13 protein-coding genes are annotated in these 16,392 nt (G+C 43.1%); 6 read left to right on the forward strand and 7 right to left on the reverse strand.

The features are described from left to right. Positions 1-2: 2 nt before the first annotated feature. The 5 genes from EXM22_RS03260 to EXM22_RS03280 all read right to left on the reverse strand — a co-directional run bounded on the left by EXM22_RS03260 (position 3) and on the right by EXM22_RS03280 (position 6,091). The gene (locus tag EXM22_RS03260; RefSeq protein ID WP_149485131.1) at positions 3-1,031 is read right to left on the reverse strand and encodes a hypothetical protein; all 1,029 of its coding nucleotides are present in this window, start codon (positions 1,029-1,031) and stop codon (positions 3-5) included. 121 nt (positions 1,032-1,152) lie between these two features. Further along, positions 1,153-2,565 (reverse strand): exopolysaccharide Pel transporter PelG, encoded by a 1,413-nt coding sequence (gene pelG, locus EXM22_RS03265; RefSeq protein WP_149485132.1) that lies wholly within the window; start codon positions 2,563-2,565, stop codon positions 1,153-1,155. Between the two features lies 1 nt (position 2,566). After that, positions 2,567-3,976, reverse strand: coding sequence for a GT4 family glycosyltransferase PelF (gene pelF, locus EXM22_RS03270; RefSeq protein ID WP_149485133.1), 1,410 nt, complete (start codon positions 3,974-3,976; stop codon positions 2,567-2,569). Next, entirely contained in the window at positions 3,969-4,703 is a 735-nt protein-coding gene (locus EXM22_RS03275) for a V-type ATP synthase subunit I domain-containing protein (RefSeq protein WP_149485134.1), read from the reverse strand. Before EXM22_RS03275 ends, pelF begins: the two co-directional genes overlap by 8 nt. After that, positions 4,700-6,091: a GAF domain-containing protein gene (locus tag EXM22_RS03280; protein WP_168203317.1), complete on the reverse strand. Its 1,392-nt coding sequence runs from the start codon at positions 6,089-6,091 to the stop codon at positions 4,700-4,702. The genes EXM22_RS03275 and EXM22_RS03280 overlap by 4 nt, the downstream gene beginning before the upstream one ends. Positions 6,092-6,138: 47 nt before the next feature. Between EXM22_RS03280 and EXM22_RS03285 the strand changes: the two genes are divergently transcribed. Further along, positions 6,139-9,870 carry a tetratricopeptide repeat protein gene (locus EXM22_RS03285; protein ID WP_149485136.1) on the forward strand — a complete coding sequence of 1,244 codons (3,732 nt, stop codon included), beginning with the start codon at positions 6,139-6,141 and terminating at the stop codon, positions 9,868-9,870. A 64-nt stretch (positions 9,871-9,934) separates the two neighbouring features. Here EXM22_RS03285 and EXM22_RS03290 read toward each other — a convergent pair whose 3' ends face one another. Next, the gene (locus EXM22_RS03290; protein ID WP_149485137.1) at positions 9,935-10,786 is read right to left on the reverse strand and encodes an HDOD domain-containing protein; all 852 of its coding nucleotides are present in this window, start codon (positions 10,784-10,786) and stop codon (positions 9,935-9,937) included. A gap of 76 nt (positions 10,787-10,862) precedes the next feature. On the opposite strand from EXM22_RS03290, the gene EXM22_RS03295 reads away from it, so the two are divergent. The 4 genes from EXM22_RS03295 to EXM22_RS03310 all read left to right on the forward strand — a co-directional run bounded on the left by EXM22_RS03295 (position 10,863) and on the right by EXM22_RS03310 (position 14,503). After that, entirely contained in the window at positions 10,863-11,864 is a 1,002-nt protein-coding gene (locus tag EXM22_RS03295; protein WP_149485138.1) for a Gfo/Idh/MocA family protein, read from the forward strand. A gap of 127 nt (positions 11,865-11,991) precedes the next feature. Further along, positions 11,992-12,270, forward strand: a complete 279-nt coding sequence (locus EXM22_RS03300) for a Dabb family protein (protein WP_149485139.1) — start codon at positions 11,992-11,994, stop codon at positions 12,268-12,270. A 47-nt stretch (positions 12,271-12,317) separates the two neighbouring features. Continuing rightward, a complete protein-coding gene (locus EXM22_RS03305; protein WP_246157072.1) occupies positions 12,318-13,520 on the forward strand; it encodes a GAF and HD-GYP domain-containing protein in 1,203 nt (400 codons plus the stop codon). Further along, positions 13,517-14,503 (forward strand): tRNA-dihydrouridine synthase family protein, encoded by a 987-nt coding sequence (locus EXM22_RS03310; RefSeq protein WP_149485141.1) that lies wholly within the window; start codon positions 13,517-13,519, stop codon positions 14,501-14,503. Before EXM22_RS03305 ends, EXM22_RS03310 begins: the two co-directional genes overlap by 4 nt. On the opposite strand, the gene EXM22_RS03315 is transcribed toward EXM22_RS03310, so the two are convergent. Then, complete coding sequence (locus EXM22_RS03315) at positions 14,497-14,838, reverse strand: hypothetical protein (protein WP_149485142.1); 342 nt, start codon at positions 14,836-14,838, stop codon at positions 14,497-14,499. The two genes, EXM22_RS03310 and EXM22_RS03315, sit on opposite strands and share 7 nt — an antisense overlap. A gap of 487 nt (positions 14,839-15,325) precedes the next feature. Between EXM22_RS03315 and EXM22_RS03320 the strand changes: the two genes are divergently transcribed. Beyond that, positions 15,326-16,312 carry a TAXI family TRAP transporter solute-binding subunit gene (locus tag EXM22_RS03320; RefSeq protein WP_149485143.1) on the forward strand — a complete coding sequence of 329 codons (987 nt, stop codon included), beginning with the start codon at positions 15,326-15,328 and terminating at the stop codon, positions 16,310-16,312. The last annotated feature ends 80 nt before the right edge of the window (positions 16,313-16,392 follow it).

Genomic DNA, 16,392 nt, shown 5'->3' on the forward strand with positions numbered 1-16,392 from the left:
GCTTAAAATGTATAATTCATCTCGTTATCGATGGTAAAGGCTTGACCGAAGGAGGGGACAACATTGGTAGAAGACTTTACCGTTTTCTTTCCATTCTTTCCTATGGCATAGCGGATTACCGTCTCAGAAAGTGTTTCATCCTCTCCGCCGCTGAAGATCCAGTCCAAAAAATCAGAATACCAGTCATCATCGGCCCAAGTGGGAACTGATCTGGAGAGAGTATGCTCATAAGCCAGAGAGGATTTTGTATATTTGTCATTGCCCTCGTCTTTTTCGGTATAATATCTAACGCCGAAAATCTCTTTATTCTCATTGAGGAACCATCCAATTGGACTGATGATTTTCTGGTAGTAATAAACCTTGCTGCTGAAACTTACCTCGCCCGAGGCGGATGGTGATGTTGGAACCCAGTCGGGATCGGAGGGTATTACCATATCCCCATCTAAGGGAAACTGGGCATAATATCCGGCATAGGGATCGTTTGTGTCATAGGCAATCCATTCTTTTCGGACGCTTCCATCCTGAAAGACCACTTCCATGGTTTCTCTGGCCAGGGGGTTTGTAACCCAGGCATCTCCATCTTCTTCAACCACAGAACCATCCTTCCATAGACCGCTGAGCCATATATCCTGTAGATAATAGACCTCCAGATAGTAATCTATGAGATCGCTCTTATTAGGGTACTCTGTGCGGGATGACACCTTATAGACTTTATTTTCTGTGAGGTCAGGATCTGCATCCGTGACAGTGATGTATGTCTTTTGGCCCTGTTCTGGGTAGTTGTTGACCTTAATTCCATCGCTGCCCAAAGCTATGACTTGATCATAAGTATATCCATCGTACTTATCCCACCAGGTCGGGGCGCTTGCCCGGCTGCTGCCCTCATCTGCCAGAGCCGTTTCTTCACCGGCCATCATATAGTATCCGGCGAGAAGGTAATCGGTTCCGACAACGGCTTCATCAGACCCGGAATTACATCCTGAAAGGATCAGGCCCGCAATCATCAGCAGGAACGTACTCATTTTTTTCATTCAACACCTCCGTGTTTCTCAGTTCTATAACCAAATTAACAAATTTCAATATTTCATAAATAAATTCAAAATCAGATTAAAATATACATCCCGCTGGATTGAAAAGCAAAAGGAGACTTCCTTAACGCGGTAATTTCAGTTTTTCAAGGTTGTGTTCCCGAATATCCCGCAGCTGCCCCTTGGTTATGGCTGTGAACATGATTCTGTCCAGGTTTTTCAGGGAATAATGAAGAAAAGCGCCGGCGCAGATTGTTCCTGCAAAGACTCCCAGCAGAGAGGACATTCCCGGGGTGATCAAATTTCCCTCCTTTCCAATCCAGGCCAGGGCGCTGTTGCAGGAAAAAAACAGAGCCGTGCTGATCAGGACATATTTGTACTGTTCAATATAAAAAAGGAAGTTGATCATGCAGATAAAGAGGCCAAGCATTAAAATCCCCAGGGCTGTGGGTATGATGATCCTCATTTGAAGGCTCAACTGAGGGTGATTGACAGAGATGACTAAGAACAAGAGGGTGAAAACAGCCTGAAAGCCAAACTGCTCCCTTAAAATATGTTTGTTCGTACTGACCAGGACAGAGCGAAAGGCCTGAATCTCATGATAGGGTTTTCTGGACAGGCTATTCAGGAATTTTTTAAGGGTCATATAAAATTCTGTTTCGGAATAAATAACAAAAAAAACGAGACCTGGGATCATCATGAGGTTGGTTAGGTAGACAATTATGTCATAACTTGGATAGAGTCTCATGATCGAATTGCCAATCACATCGCCCTTGGCAAACCAGTAGATCATCTTGTCAATCCAAAGAGCTCCATAATACAAGAATCCAGTGGCAAACAAATATTTATAACGCTTCATATAACGGTAGAATTCACCTTTCACAGTGACTTTTTCCCAACCCATATCCTGTTTTAGGTAGATGAAGACAATGGTAAAAAGGATGACCTGTCCTAGGGCATAAGCCAGAAGGAGAGCTTCACTCCCAATGAGTTCCATTGCAGCTTTCATTAGGAGAAGAGAGCCGGACATCCCCAATATAAAACCAAATAGGAGCTGATTAAACCGCTTCATTGCTGAAGCTGTGAGCATCAGTATCCATATATGGTTGATGACCACAAAGAGGAGGATGAATCCCGCCTGGTGCAGCTTGGAGACCCCGGATAAAAAGAGTACTGACAGAAAAAAGGCTAGGGGAATCAGGAACAGATTCGATTTGACCATATAGTTGAGGGTATAAGCAAAGGCTTTTCCAGGTTCATTTCTGTACAGGTAGTCTGAAAGTATACGGGTGAAGATATAATGAAATCCTCCGTTTAATATGAGGGAGAGAGAGTAGGTGTAGACCGTTGAGGCAACAAACAGCTCTCTGAATTCCAGGGGAATCCCCATCACAGGCTGTTGAAACAGCAAAATTGTCAGGATGGAGATAAGCCAGGGACCGGCGACGATCATGATACCCGACAAGGAGGCCTGAAACACTCCTCTTGCATTTCCCAGGGAGGCGACCTTCCTCAGTTCAAATCCTATGCCGGCCATCTTATCCTTTTAACTCCCTTACAGCCAGTTCTTTATACATCTCTTTATACCGGCGGTGCAGGTCTTTTTTATCATAAAAATTGAGAACCTTCTGATAATTTTTAACCCTTAGTTTTTCAACCTCATCCGGATTGTTGTAGAGGTAGATGATCCCATCGGCGAGCTTGCTACTATCCTTGGAGGGAGCCAGAAAGCGTTCATCAAAGTTTAAAAGCTCAGGGACATTTCCGACAATGGTGGAGACGGCGGGCACACCGGCACAGTATCCTTCTAAAAAGACAAGAGGCTGAGCTTCTCTTACACTGGTCAAAAGAAGAACATTCAGGAATTTATAGTACTCTCTCACATCCTGTCGTCCTGTGAATTGGAAGACATCACCAAGTTTCAGATTTTCTACAAGCAGTTTACAGTCGTCATAATATCCCTCGTCTTCATCGCTGGGACCAATGCAGTAAAATCGGGCTTCGGGAATTCTGTCTGCCACTATCTTACAAGTAGAAATAAATGTCTTAATATCCTTGATGGGAACAACCCGGCCGACGAGACCCACATGAAATCCGGGCCTTTCCTCCCGTTTGATTGTAAACCGTTCAACATCGATGCCATTGGGGATGACTTCAGTGCGGTCTTCGGGGGCACCCAGTTCCAGTTGTTTTTGTCTATTTTCTTCAAATAAAGCCGTTATATGGTCTGCCTGACTGTAACAAATTTTACTAATTTTATTATAAATCTTAGTCCACATATCCCTCTGATAGCCTCTGACAATTGCAGTTTTCCGTATTTCCATTTCCCGTTCTTTATGGTAAAGACCATGTTCTGTCAAAAGGAAGGGTTTGTTATGCCTGTACCTAGCTGCCAGAGCTGCCAGTCCCGCAAAACCAGTGGATACAGCATGATAAATGTCTGCCTCGGGGGCCTCTGCACCCAGAATGCTAAAGAGCATGTCATGAGAGGATTTCCAGGCCCAATAATAATCAGAGAAGGGATAGAGGGGGTTATTTTTTGTATTTCCCCTGGTAATCATATTCCAACCGATTCTGGATTTGACGGCCAGGTGGTATAGAAAGGTATTTTCAGGAATCATGCCGATCATTGTCTTTATTTCCGTTTCTGAACCCGATTCCATGCGCTGGTGAAATTGCCATATTTCTTTCATGAGTTTGACTTTTCTCTTTGGCGATTTCAAAACCGTTCCCGGTGGGGCTCCTATCAGGATGTCCCTGTTTTCTATCACATTGGCGGGCAGATCATATCGCAGGGGCTGATTTGCTTCGGGAGAAATAGTAAAGAGTTTAAAATCTATATCGGAAAGATTGACAATAAGATCATGTACCCAGGCCGACACCCCGCCCGTAATATAAGGGTAGGATCCCTCTAGAATGATGCAGACACAAAGACGTTTTTCACTCATGAGAACCCCTCCAGAAAGAGATAATCTTTCCCTCTTCGGCCGATCTTTCTGGATCTTCACATATGTTCTCCAGTATTTGACGGACCTTTTTCATCTCTTTTTTCTGAAAGGCTATTTCAAGCTTTAAGAGTCTGCTCTCTTTATGATCGGGTAAAATCTGTTCTGCCTGATCATAGAGCTTGAGGTGCATGAGAATCCGGATGAGGAGGAGCCTGTTGTTATCAGTCGCGATGTCTTCATTTTCAAGACCTCCCAGCATCAAATAGGCTTCTTTCATATAAAAATTGCTGAGAGTGCTTTCATCTTTGTTCAAGATAGCCAGCTGATAATAGACTTCGGCTGCATCGGCACGATCCTTGGTCTCGTTGTCCTCTTTTATTCTTTCTTTCAGCTGGGTCAAACGGTTGTTGTACTCTTTTTCAAGAGCATTGAGACTCTCCGCAGCAAAAAGAGCCACTTCCTTGTCTTCGTCCCGGGCAATTTCGCTGAGTACTGTTTTGAGGATCAGGTTTGTTTCCAGGTCTCTGTTCTTCTTTGACAGGAGCCATTCAATCTCATCCAGGCTATAGGGCTTTTTCAGGATGGGATTCAGAGCTGTTGATTTGTAGATGAAGGCCTCAATGGGCAGAATCTTATCAATCGTGGCCTGAAGGGCTGCACTGGGTGTCTTGGGAATATAAAGAGCCCTGAGTTTGTGTATATAGGAGTAAGAATCTTTCCTAATCAAATTTTTTGAATCTCCAGAAGGTATTCCGCTCTTTTTATCAAGTCATCTGGGTCTACTTTTTCATTGGTTCCATTGGAAGAATATCCCAGACTGACATCGAGTGAAATGGTCTGTCCTTCCAAAATCCATTTTTTACTGTTGATATATTCCAGTGACTGCAGGCAAAAAAGGGAGCAGCCGTCATAGTCCAGATGGGGGATGTACATCGCCATCATCGAATCTTGACGGTAATGAAATATTTCAGAACTGTTGCTATTGTGATCGGATAATTCTTTCAGCAGTTCTGCCTGCAGATTCAGAATTTTTTCATAGCCGTAATGCTGGGACAGTTCAGAAAATTCCAGAAAGTCAAAGATGATGAGACTGGAGGTGTTGAATGTTCCTGAATCATCATATCGGTTCTTATCCAGTATCCTGTAGAGTTGAGTGAACTGGGGCAACCCTGTTGTTTCATTCTGTTCATCACCGGAGAGGAGGTTTTCAAAATCCAAAGCTTTTTTCAGAGCTGGTTGACCCAGGCTAATGATGATTTGAATCAGATTCTCTGTGTATTCGCTGTATTTAATAAAAGGCAGGGATTCTATATTGATGACGCCCCAAATCTTATTATCTAAAACCACAGGACAGCAGATGATGGAATTCTCTGTATTGAGTTTACTCAAATTGTCATAATCCAGGGTCATCCTCATTGAGAAAAGCTGATTATTACGAAATACCCACCCTTCAATGGTATCCTGAAGATCTAGAACATCCCGGACCTTTTCGGTTTGTTTCTCACCTTTTCTCATCTTGAGTTTTAGTTTGTTAGATGAGGGATCAAAGACCCAAATAGAAATATTCTCCGCACTGGTAAAATGAATCAGTGTGTCCAGAAGTTTTGAAATGCTTATATTGGTATCCAGGCAGTCAATCTCATTGATCCTTTCAAATAAAAGGTTTAAAGAATCTTTCTGCCGGGTGACGCGTTCTTCCAGTTCATTGATTATATTCTGCTGGGCCTTGGAGATCATACTCAAGCGAGTTTTTTTATCAGAGGCCTTTCGATAGCGGATCATAATTTTATTCTTATGATTTTCTCTAAAAGCCCTCAGAGCTCCACCAAGATAGATGAATAGAGCGCCTAAGCTCACCACATTGAACAGAGACTTTATATCAGGGGCGAAATTGAAAAAATAATACCTTCCAGTCGTATAAATCAGGGCAGAGACTGTTAAGCTGACAAAGCCGGCAAATCGTCCATGCCAGAAAGAAAGAAAGAGAGAGAGGGTTAATATAAGCATTAAACCGGATGATATTTCAAAATCAAGTATAGGCAAAACTGACAAACATCCGATAATGCTTGCAATAAGCAGGGTTTCCGGCAGGAAATTTCTATTTTTTTGGTGCATATTGGTAAATACATTATACTGTAATTTATTCAGGAGATATAGATATTATGGAAGTTCTTTCCCGTAAGAGCACATTTCGCATTTTTTCCTTATTCATAAGCCTGCTCTTATCCTCGGCCTATGTTTTTTCACAAGACGGCACAGGGGAAGAATTCATTCCTGCTGTAGAAGAAGAGTTACCCCTTGTTACAGAACGGATAACACCCGTTTTTCCGGACGTAGAAGAGGGACTCATCTATGTTGAAGGTGAGTCGGCAGTCTCAACAAATTTTGCTTCGACTCCCGTATACAATTATGGAGCCTCGGGATACAAATCTCTTCAGCTCATTCAGCAGAATGCACCCTATGGAGGGCAGGCTTATTTTGCGGAATATGCTTTTTATGTTGATGAAGAGGGCAATTATGATTTCTGGTATGGAGGAACGCCTCCCGGACCGAGAGACACCCTCTTTCCTTCCTATGCCAGTCCCTTCCGGTATGTTCTTGATGGTGAAGATCCTGTTTCCGTTTACAGGGAAGACCTTGCGGTGAATGAAGCCTACACTCCATCCTATTACTGGATGTCTGTACAGACCATTCACCTATCCGAAGGTGTACACCGCATAAGGATAGAAGTTCCCGAGAAGCGGCGATATGACGGTCAGTATTACTTTTTTCTGGATGCCTTCTTTTTCCTCAGGCAGGATAGGATGGAAGAGGAGTTGACCCTTGTTCCTCCTGTCTTTCCTAAAAATAGAGCAGACCGTTCCTTTGATAATCCTTTTCAGTCCATATCATTTTATGAAAAGATCATTCAGGAAGATCCGGGTAATAAGGATGCCTATATCGTACTGTCCATGATTTATTCCCTCCTGGGAGACTATATCAATTCCATTAAAAATCTGAATAAGGCGGCCAGTTTGGATCCCAAAGATCCCTATCCTCTGTTGTTGACTGCCAAAAACAGAATCTGGAACCAAGAAGTGACAGAGGGCTTAACCATGTACCGTCAGCTTCTGACTCTGGCACCGGATAATGTCTCTTATTGGACAGAAGCGGGTAAGGTTGCCGCCTGGACCGGTAATTACAGAGATTCTATAGATTTTTTCACAAGGGGATTGGAAAAATTTCCGGACAACCTGAGTTTAAAGGTCAACCTGGGACTGACATACCTTTGGATGTCCCGCACTGAGGATGCTGAAACCGTATTCAAGGAAGCTCAGGAAAGTACGGAAGGCTCACACGACAAAGCCATGGAGCTGGGAAGCCTCCATAAAATCAACGGATATCCACAGTATGCCCTAAACATTTACAATCAAGATCTTCTCGAGTCACCAGAATACCTTGAAACCTACCTCAATCTGGAAGAATCATACAGGTTGTTGGGAGATACAGAAAAAGCAGAAGAAATTATTCAGTATGTTTATGATTCTTTTGAAGAGAGCCTAGCTTTGTCTGAATATATGAATGTGTATGAAGAGAAAAAATCCATGAAGGACGGCATCCTTCAGGCTTATATGAAGGCTCTGGAAGAACAACCCGATAACATTCCCCTGAGACAGCTCCTATCCCAGACCTTCTTTTGGAATGGTATGAAAGAGGAAGCCGTAGACCACTCTCTGAGAATACTCATCAATAAGTTGTATACAAGCATGAGAGAGTTTGACACAAAAGCGGCTGATCTGCTATCTCTTCTCGACCGGTTTTTCCGTTATGAGGAATTGTTTTTACAGACAGAAGACGCTTATCAGACGGGGAGCCGGGAGCTGACGGCAGCTCAAAACAACTATGAGAAGGCTTTGGCATCTGCTGCAAAAAAAACTGAGGATACATCTCTTGCCGCAAAAGCGGATCTGGCTACCCAGGAATACGTGGAGGCCTATGAATTGTACAAACTCTGGTCCTCCCGAATGGAAGAACTTGATCGAAACAAGGCGGGCTTACTCAAGGAATGGACCGCTCTGCTGGATGCCGAAAAGGAAAATGAATCCGTATTCCGTCAACTCCTGGGTGAATCAGAATGGACCTGGGACAGGGAGTTTAATCTGAATGAACTGAACCAGGTTCAGCGTTCAGAACCCTTTCTCTCAGGCTATGTCCTGTCGCGCTTGGCTCTTTTTGAAGGAAAAGTGACAGAAGCCGGGAAAATCATCGATTCCGATCTCTTTGCAGAAGATCCTCCTTCACGGTATGGGCTGTATCAGAGTCATCTTTGGAACCTGAACAGGGCGGACCAAAAAGAAATGTGGGCCGAAGAAGCCGATATCCTCACCCTCTACAGGCAGCATCTTTTTGATATGGAGGCTTCTGAATGGAAAGAGGGAGAGGCCCGTTTCATCATACCCCTCCCAGAAGAAACCGAGGCTCTCAGGGCCGAAATGACGGAACGATCCCAAAAATTTAAGGCCGATAAGGAAGAGAATTCTCGTCTTATTGCAGACATGCGCCAGGCACTGGATCAGATGCTGGTACGTCAGATCTATTATTATGAGCAGGATACGTATCTTCTGCGCTATTCACTGGGTGACTACTATCTCGAGATGGATGAAAATCTCAAAGCTACGAGACAGTTTGAGCGAGTCCTTGCCATGGACCCTTGGAATATCAGTGCCAATTATAAGCTTGGAATTGTCAGTCAGCGTTACGGAGACTGGTCCCGGGCGATGGATCAGTATAAAAAAGTGTATTACCAGAACCCCGGGTATGAGAATGCATCCTACTACTATAATCAGCTGGCTAGAGAGAATGCCGATACTGTCTCGGTGAGTGCTCAGAATATAACTGATCCTACCAGGATCAAATATGTTGCCAATGCGGCCTATCAGTCAAATCTGAACAGCTGGTTGGGCTGGGGGTTGAGTTATGACCTGACGATGGACAGAAAGTACAGGGTCTATGAAACAGGAGAAATACCCAATCAGTACAAGCTGCACAGTCTGGATTTTAATGCTCCGCTCACATACAACAAATGGAACCTCGTTGTCACACCAGTGGCTGGGCTGTACCTTTGGAGCGACCTCTACGGTGTCGATGAGACTCGGGATTTTGGTGATTCCCTCGTCACACCCGCCGATACGGCAGAGGCCATGAATGTTAAACCCCTGCTGGGTCTGGATCTGGATTGGGGTAAAGATTTTTTGGAAACAGGTTTGTCCTACAGGTATCAGCTGGAAGAGGAGTCTCTTTTTTCTGATAGAAATTTAACAAGGTCCCATTTTATGAGTGCCCATGGGGATACCTATTTTCCATTAGAAAGTTCCTATGACTGGGGACCTGTGATGACCAGAACCTATGGACAATTTGAGATCCTCGATACTGTGTCAGGAGAGTCCAATCAGAACTTCAAAGGACAAATCCTACAGGATGCTTCCATCACATATGTAGCTTTCCGTGAGCCAATGATCCGCTTGACAGCCAATGGAACGTTTAACTTTGAAAACGGCAGTGTCAGCGACACCACCATGACCGATTATTATCTTCCCCGGGGTGTCCTGGAGGCAAAGGGCGGTCTAAGGGGAACAATCAATTTTCACAATGAAGAATATACAGAGGCTTTGGAGATCAGTTTATTTGGTGCCGCCGGCGGATATTGGACGGATATCATCCAGAGGGAAGATCAGACTCAATCCATGAAGATGGAGGGCCTGTTCAGCCTCTCTTATGTGAAGCAGACAATGACTCTTTATTTTCTTTTGAGTGGTAACGGCACTTTTAATACAGAAGATTCCGCTCTCAATTTCTGGGAATTCGCCGCTAGAGTGGGAGCCAGGATCAGCGTTCCTTCACTTTTGACCAATTAATAAGGTCTTTCTTATAAATAAATAACCGCCTTCGCTGAAGGCGGTTATTTACAGGAGCTGCGGGTCAAAGTCTAAAGAGACTCTTGCATTCCTGAAAGAGGGGGTCGTCTTTCATTTCGACCATGAATTTATCCTGGAAATAATTCAGTTGTTCCAATTTTAATCCCGAGTATTTCAAATAGGGATCTAAGGCTGTTTTCATCTTCTCGGAAAAGTCTATTTCATGGAGCACAGAAGTCAAAAGGTCTGCAATGGACACAATGACAATCATCTCTTTATGGGGAGACTGAATGTTCAAATTGCCATGTTCACCCGCAGTGTCAGAAAAACTTTGGGGAAAGTTCCAGCTCTCCATGATTCTTCGGCCTATCTCCCTGTGGTTCACACCAAACATACTGGTTTCTTCGCTGCATGTTTTTCCCTCATCCACATTAATGAAGGGCATGATCTTGTCATAGGCATTTAATTCTGATTCATACAAACTCATTTGGCCTATGTCATGAAGGAGTCCTGCAAGGAACGATTCCTCCCTGATTCTGCTTGCTCCGCTCATGTCACAAAGCTTCTGGGAAATAAAGGCCGTGACCAGAGAGTGCTGCCAAAAATATTTATAAAAGGGTGAAAGAGATTTCTGACTGAACATATTAGAGGCAGTCAAAAGCATGATGAGGCTTTTAATCGCCTTGAATCCCATGAGGGATATGGCAGTTTGAAGGCGTGATATCTGCTGCTGTCTGGCATAGAGGGAAGAGTTGGCCACTTTTAGTATCTTTGCGGTGAGTCCCGGGTCCATGCTGATAAGACGCTCCAGTTCTGCAAAAGAAACTTCATCCATATCTTCGGCGAAAGTCAGTACTTTCGTTGCCACATCGGGCATAATCGGAATATTTTTTAAGAATTGTTCGTATTTATCCATTATATTTATAATCGTTCCATTTTCTTTAATGATTGACTATTATAATACTAATAAAAGTTTTCTAGGGGAAATATAAATGAATAAACTTAAATGGGGTGTTCTGAGTACGGCAAATATTGGTTTGGAAAAAGTTCTTCCAGCCATTCAAAAATCAGAAAATGGAGTTGTCTATGCCATTGCTTCCCGCAATGACAGAACGGCTAGGGATGCGGCTTCTCATTTGAGTATCCCTGTGAGCTATTCCTCATACCAGGATCTTCTGGATGATCCGGAAGTCGAAGCCATATACAACCCCCTTCCAAACCATTTGCATATAGAATGGACTATAAAGGCCATGGAAGCTGGTAAGCATGTGTTGTGTGAAAAACCTCTGGCACTGAAGAGAGAGGATCTACTCAGGCTGATGAAATTGAGGGATCGAACAGGTTTGACAGTGAGCGAAGCCTTCATGGTCCGGTATCACCCTCAATGGTTGACCGCCAGAGAGACTGTTCAGGAAGGACATATTGGAAAATTAAAGAATGTGCAGGGCTTTTTCAGTTATTTTAATGACGATAAGAACAATATCAGGAATATCAAAGAAGCAGGAGGCGGAGGAATCTGGGATATCGGTTGTTATCCTGTTACGACAAGTCGTCTGATATTTGATGAGGAACCACTCCGTGTTGCATCCATTCTTGAGTATGATCCGGAGACAGGGATCGATAGAATGGGCACAGTCATGATGGAGTTCCCTTCGGGACAGGCCTCTTTCAGCTGTTCTACCCAACTGGTTCCCTATCAGAAAATGCATATCTTTGGAACGAAGGGACACTTAGAGGTGGAAATCCCCTTTAATGCGCCTCCGGACAAAGCCTGTCGTGTTTTCACAAGTCAGGGTGAACTCTACTCAAAAGACTACACTCCAATGGATTTTCCTGTCTGTGATCAGTATACTCTTCAGGCTGAATCCTTTGTCAGAACAGTCAGAGGAGAGCAGGTGAACCATGTACCCTTAGAAGATGCTCTTAAGAATCTGAAGGTCCTTGAAGCCATCTTTAAGGCAGGAAAAAGCGGCATGTGGGAAGATGTTGAGTGAAAGTCATCCTTCATAATTCAATCTATCATAGATATAGACCGATATTGGTATTACATTAAGAACATAGGGTCATTGATAGATCAAAATCTATTTGTACACAATTTAAAAATATCCGGAGGAAAAGAAGATGATTAAACATGTCGTTATGTGGACTTTAAAAGATAAAACAAAGGCTGAAGAACTTAAAAAAGCCATTGATTCGATGAAAGGTAAAATTAGCTCATTGACAGATATAGAATGCGGAATCAATTATAATGAGAATGCCGATTGTGATCTTGTATTAATATCGATGCATAAGACACGTCAGGACCTGGATGCTTACCAGGTCGATCCAATTCATAAAGAAGTTGGAGTTCTTATTGGAGGCTCTGTCTCCTCTAGGCATGCTGTGGATTTTGAGTATTGAGTGGGGATGGATGCTATATTGAATAGGGTCGAATTATGACGAGCACTATGAAAAAGATTTTGCAAATCGATAAGGATCTTAATAAGATTCAGGACCTGGATATTCTTTTAGAGCGTATCCTCTATTACGCCCGGGAGGCCGTGTCTGCAGATGCGGGTTCCATCTATATCCGGGACGGCAATGAGCTGGAAATCAAATATGCTCAAAATGACACTTTGCAGAAGAAGCTGGCTGAGGGGCAGAAACTCAATTTCTCAATCTTCAGAATCCCGGTCAATGAAAAGACCATTTCAGGATATGTCGCCGCCAATAGCACGCATCTGAACATTCGTGATATGTATAATATCCCGCCGGACAGGCCCTATAGTTTTAATACCCACTACGATGAGACATCTGGATATAAGACTATTTCATCTCTGACATTTCCTCTTGTGTCTAATCAGGGAGAAATCTTGGGGGTTTTGCAGTTGCTGAACGCCAAGAGTCCTAAGGGGAATATTGTCAGTTTCAAAAAAAGTGACGAACCCTTTGTCCTTCATTTTGCCAGCAATGCAACCGTAGCCCTTCAACGGGCAAGGATGACCCGTACACTATTGTTACGGATGATACAGATGGCGGAGCTCCGTGATCCCAAAGAAACAGGGGCTCATGTTAATAGGGTCGGTTCCTACGCCTGTGAAATCTATGAGGCCTGGGCTAAAAAAAGACATATTCCGGATGATTCCATGCAGAAACAGAAGGATACACTCAGGATGGCAGCCATGCTTCATGACGTAGGGAAGGTGGGAATTTCTGATTTGATTCTTAAAAAACCGGGACGATTCAATGAAGAAGAGTATGAGATCATGAAATCCCACACCTATGTCGGGGCCCGCCTCTTTGCCAATGAAGAATCGGATCTGGATAGAATTGCGAGGGATATTGCCATCAGTCATCATGAAAACTGGGATGGGAGCGGATACCCCGGTAAAATAGTTTGGGAAAATGCTAAAGCCGATGAAATACTCCCTTCCGGAGTCGGTCTTAAGGGTGAGGAAATCCCCCTGTTTGCGAGGATTGTTTCTCTTGCCGATGTTTATGATGCCTTGAGCTGTCAGAGAGTCTATAAGGAAGCCTGGACAGAAGAGGATGTTCTCCATGAGATACGAAAATGCAAAGGCAATAAATTTGATCCAGAACTCGTTGATATTTTCTTTGAAATATTTCCTGTTATCAAACAGATACAGAAGAAGTACCCAGACGACCATTGAGTAAACCAATTCATATTTTGATGGCTCCCCTTGAGGGAGTCACAGACCGGGTCTACCGGGGTTGTTTTTACGATCATTTTCCAGGTCTGAAAGCATCGTTAACTCCTTTTCTACCCATCCCCGATAGAGTTCAAAGGGTTTCATCAGGGAATCTGGGTGATGTTTGTTTTCCTGGAAATTCGAATGTATATGAGATACCCCAACTGCTCTTGTCGGAAGCTGACTCTTTCCTACTGGCTATTGATGCTCTTCAAAAGAGGGGCTTCTCAGAAGTCAACTGGAATTTGGGATGTCCCAGCCGGGGAGTGATCAAAAAAGGGAAGGGAGCGGGGCTTATGCCGCGCACATCTCATATTTTGGAAGTTCTAGATAAGGTCCTGGCCCGGACGGATATTCAAATTTCACTCAAATTGCGTATGGGGCTCTATGAATCGGAAGAACTATTCCGACTCCTGCCCAGCCTTCGGGATTACCCCTTGAACCGGGTCATACTTCATCCCCGCCTGGGGACACAGATGTATACGGGAAGTGTCGATTTGGATGGTTTTCAGAAGGCACTTGATCTCTATGGAAAGCAGATCTGTTATAATGGGGATATCAATACCGGTCTCGATTTTCTTGCACTTCAAAAGCGATTTCCCTCAGTTGATGAGTGGATGATTGGTCGTGGACTCGTTGCTAATCCATTTTTACTGAAAGAGATACTCCAGTTCAATGAAGTAAGCGGATGTTCCGGAGATCAGCTGGAGAATCCATTCAAACAGAAGGCTTTTTATGACTTCTTAGAGGATCTATATGGGAGAATCAAAGAAAAGATCACCCGGAAAGAAGCCTTCTGGAATTATTTTAAAGGAATACTCATTTACTCTTTTTCTCATTCTTACATTCCCCCTGAGAAGAGGAAAGAACTGTTTAGAATCAGGATTGAAGAAGATTGGTTCCAGCTGAAAAATAGTTTACAGCTCTTATATCTGGATCAATAAACGGGATGTATTCCTGCCTCATAAAGAACACCGCAGACCCAGAACATCGTGTGTTTACTTTGCAACAACAATATATTACTTTCCTCTGCAAGTCGTATCATATTGGGAGGGATTTCCTTTCCCCGCACAAAGAGGATGCAGCTGATATCGGCCATTTCTGCCGTTCGAATAGCTTGAATGTTGGCTAGACCGGTTATGAGCAGGGCATTATCAGCTTCGCTTGTCAAAACATCACTCATAAGATCAGAACTGAAGGCACTATTGATCTCACGTGAATCAATATCCCCGCAAATAATCTGGGCTTCAGCCAGTTTTTTTATCTCGTCTAATTTCATTTCTGCTCCTGATACAGATATTATTTTATAGACTTATCACAAAGGTTTCAATGAGGAATCCTCTTTTCGCTACCAGGGAATTCTCTTATATTAAAACAAAAATGCATCGAATTCGGCATTATCGCTACAAATGTGTAGGAAAGTGGTTTTTTTAGGAACAAAGCTTGATCATTGAACTAAGATGGGATAATATTTTTTTACTCAAATCGGAAATGATTTATTTTTTGATTCTTCAATTATCTATTATATCGAGATCTTTAAACCAAATGGGCGGTCATTCTTTTTGAATTATTCATTCGAATTAGGATTTTTCTGTCCCTAGCTAAACTATAGCGGGATTATATCCCTTATTATATGAAAATGGTCTGTGAACGATTGGATTGTGCTTGAAATTTTGCACGATAAAAATCTTTTTGCAGGTATTTATAGTACTCTACTTTGAATCATGCCCCAAAAGGCATAATTACTATATTTTTTTGGAGGAATAATGAAAAAAATTTTAACACTTTCTGTTTTATTGCTGATCACTGCTGCCCTGGTTTTTGCCGGTGGACAGGGTGACTCATCATCAGCACCACAGAGAACTTTTGTCACCATCGGAACTGGTGGAGTGACAGGTGTCTATTATCCTACAGGTGGTGCCATCAGTAAAATGGTGAATCAGAAATATGATGATTACGGTATTAAAGCTACCGTTGAATCAACCGCAGGTTCCGTATTCAATGTCAATGCCATTCTGGCAGGAGATCTTGAATTTGGTATTGTTCAGTCTGATATACAGTTTCAGGCTTACAATGGTACTAGTGACTGGAAAGAAGCAGGTCCACAGGAAAAACTGAGAGCCGTATTTTCAATTCACCCAGAGTCAGTTACTCTTCTAGCTGCAGATGATGCAAACATTGAGACTTTTGAAGACATCAAGGGAAAAATTATCAACATCGGTAGCCCTGGATCCGGTCAAAGAGGGAATGCCATCGACATTATGAATGCCTATGGAATTGACTGGGAAACAGACATCAAGGTCGAAAGTCTTAAGCCTTCAGAAGCTGCAAAAATGCTTCAGGATGGAAGAATTGATGCCTATTTCTATACTGTAGGACATCCTAACGGTTCCTTCAAAGAGGCTACCTCAGGTACTAGAAAAGCTCATTTTGTTCCCATCACAAATATTGACGACTTGCTGGCTAGTTACCCCTTTTATGCCGCATCCTTTATTCCTATCAGTGAATACCCCAATGCGACCAATACAGCTGATGTGGCCACTTTTGGTGTAAAAGCAACACTCTGTACTTCTTCTGATGTTTCCGATGATGTTGTTTATGCCATTACCAAAGAAGTTTTTGAAAACCTTGATACATTCAAGGGACTTCATCCGGCGTTTGCTGTCCTCACAGCCGAGAGTATGCTCACCGGTCTCTCTGCACCTCTTCATGATGGTGCTTTGAAATACTTCAAAGAAGTTGGTCTTAAATAATCATATTTTGAAATCCTGATACATCATTTTACATTTGTATCAGGTTATACTGCCCCGGAAAATGTAATTCCGGGGTAAAT

The sequence above is a fragment of the Oceanispirochaeta crateris genome, from assembly GCF_008329965.1.
GTDB classification, from domain to species: Bacteria; Spirochaetota; Spirochaetia; order DSM-2461; family DSM-2461; genus Oceanispirochaeta; species Oceanispirochaeta crateris.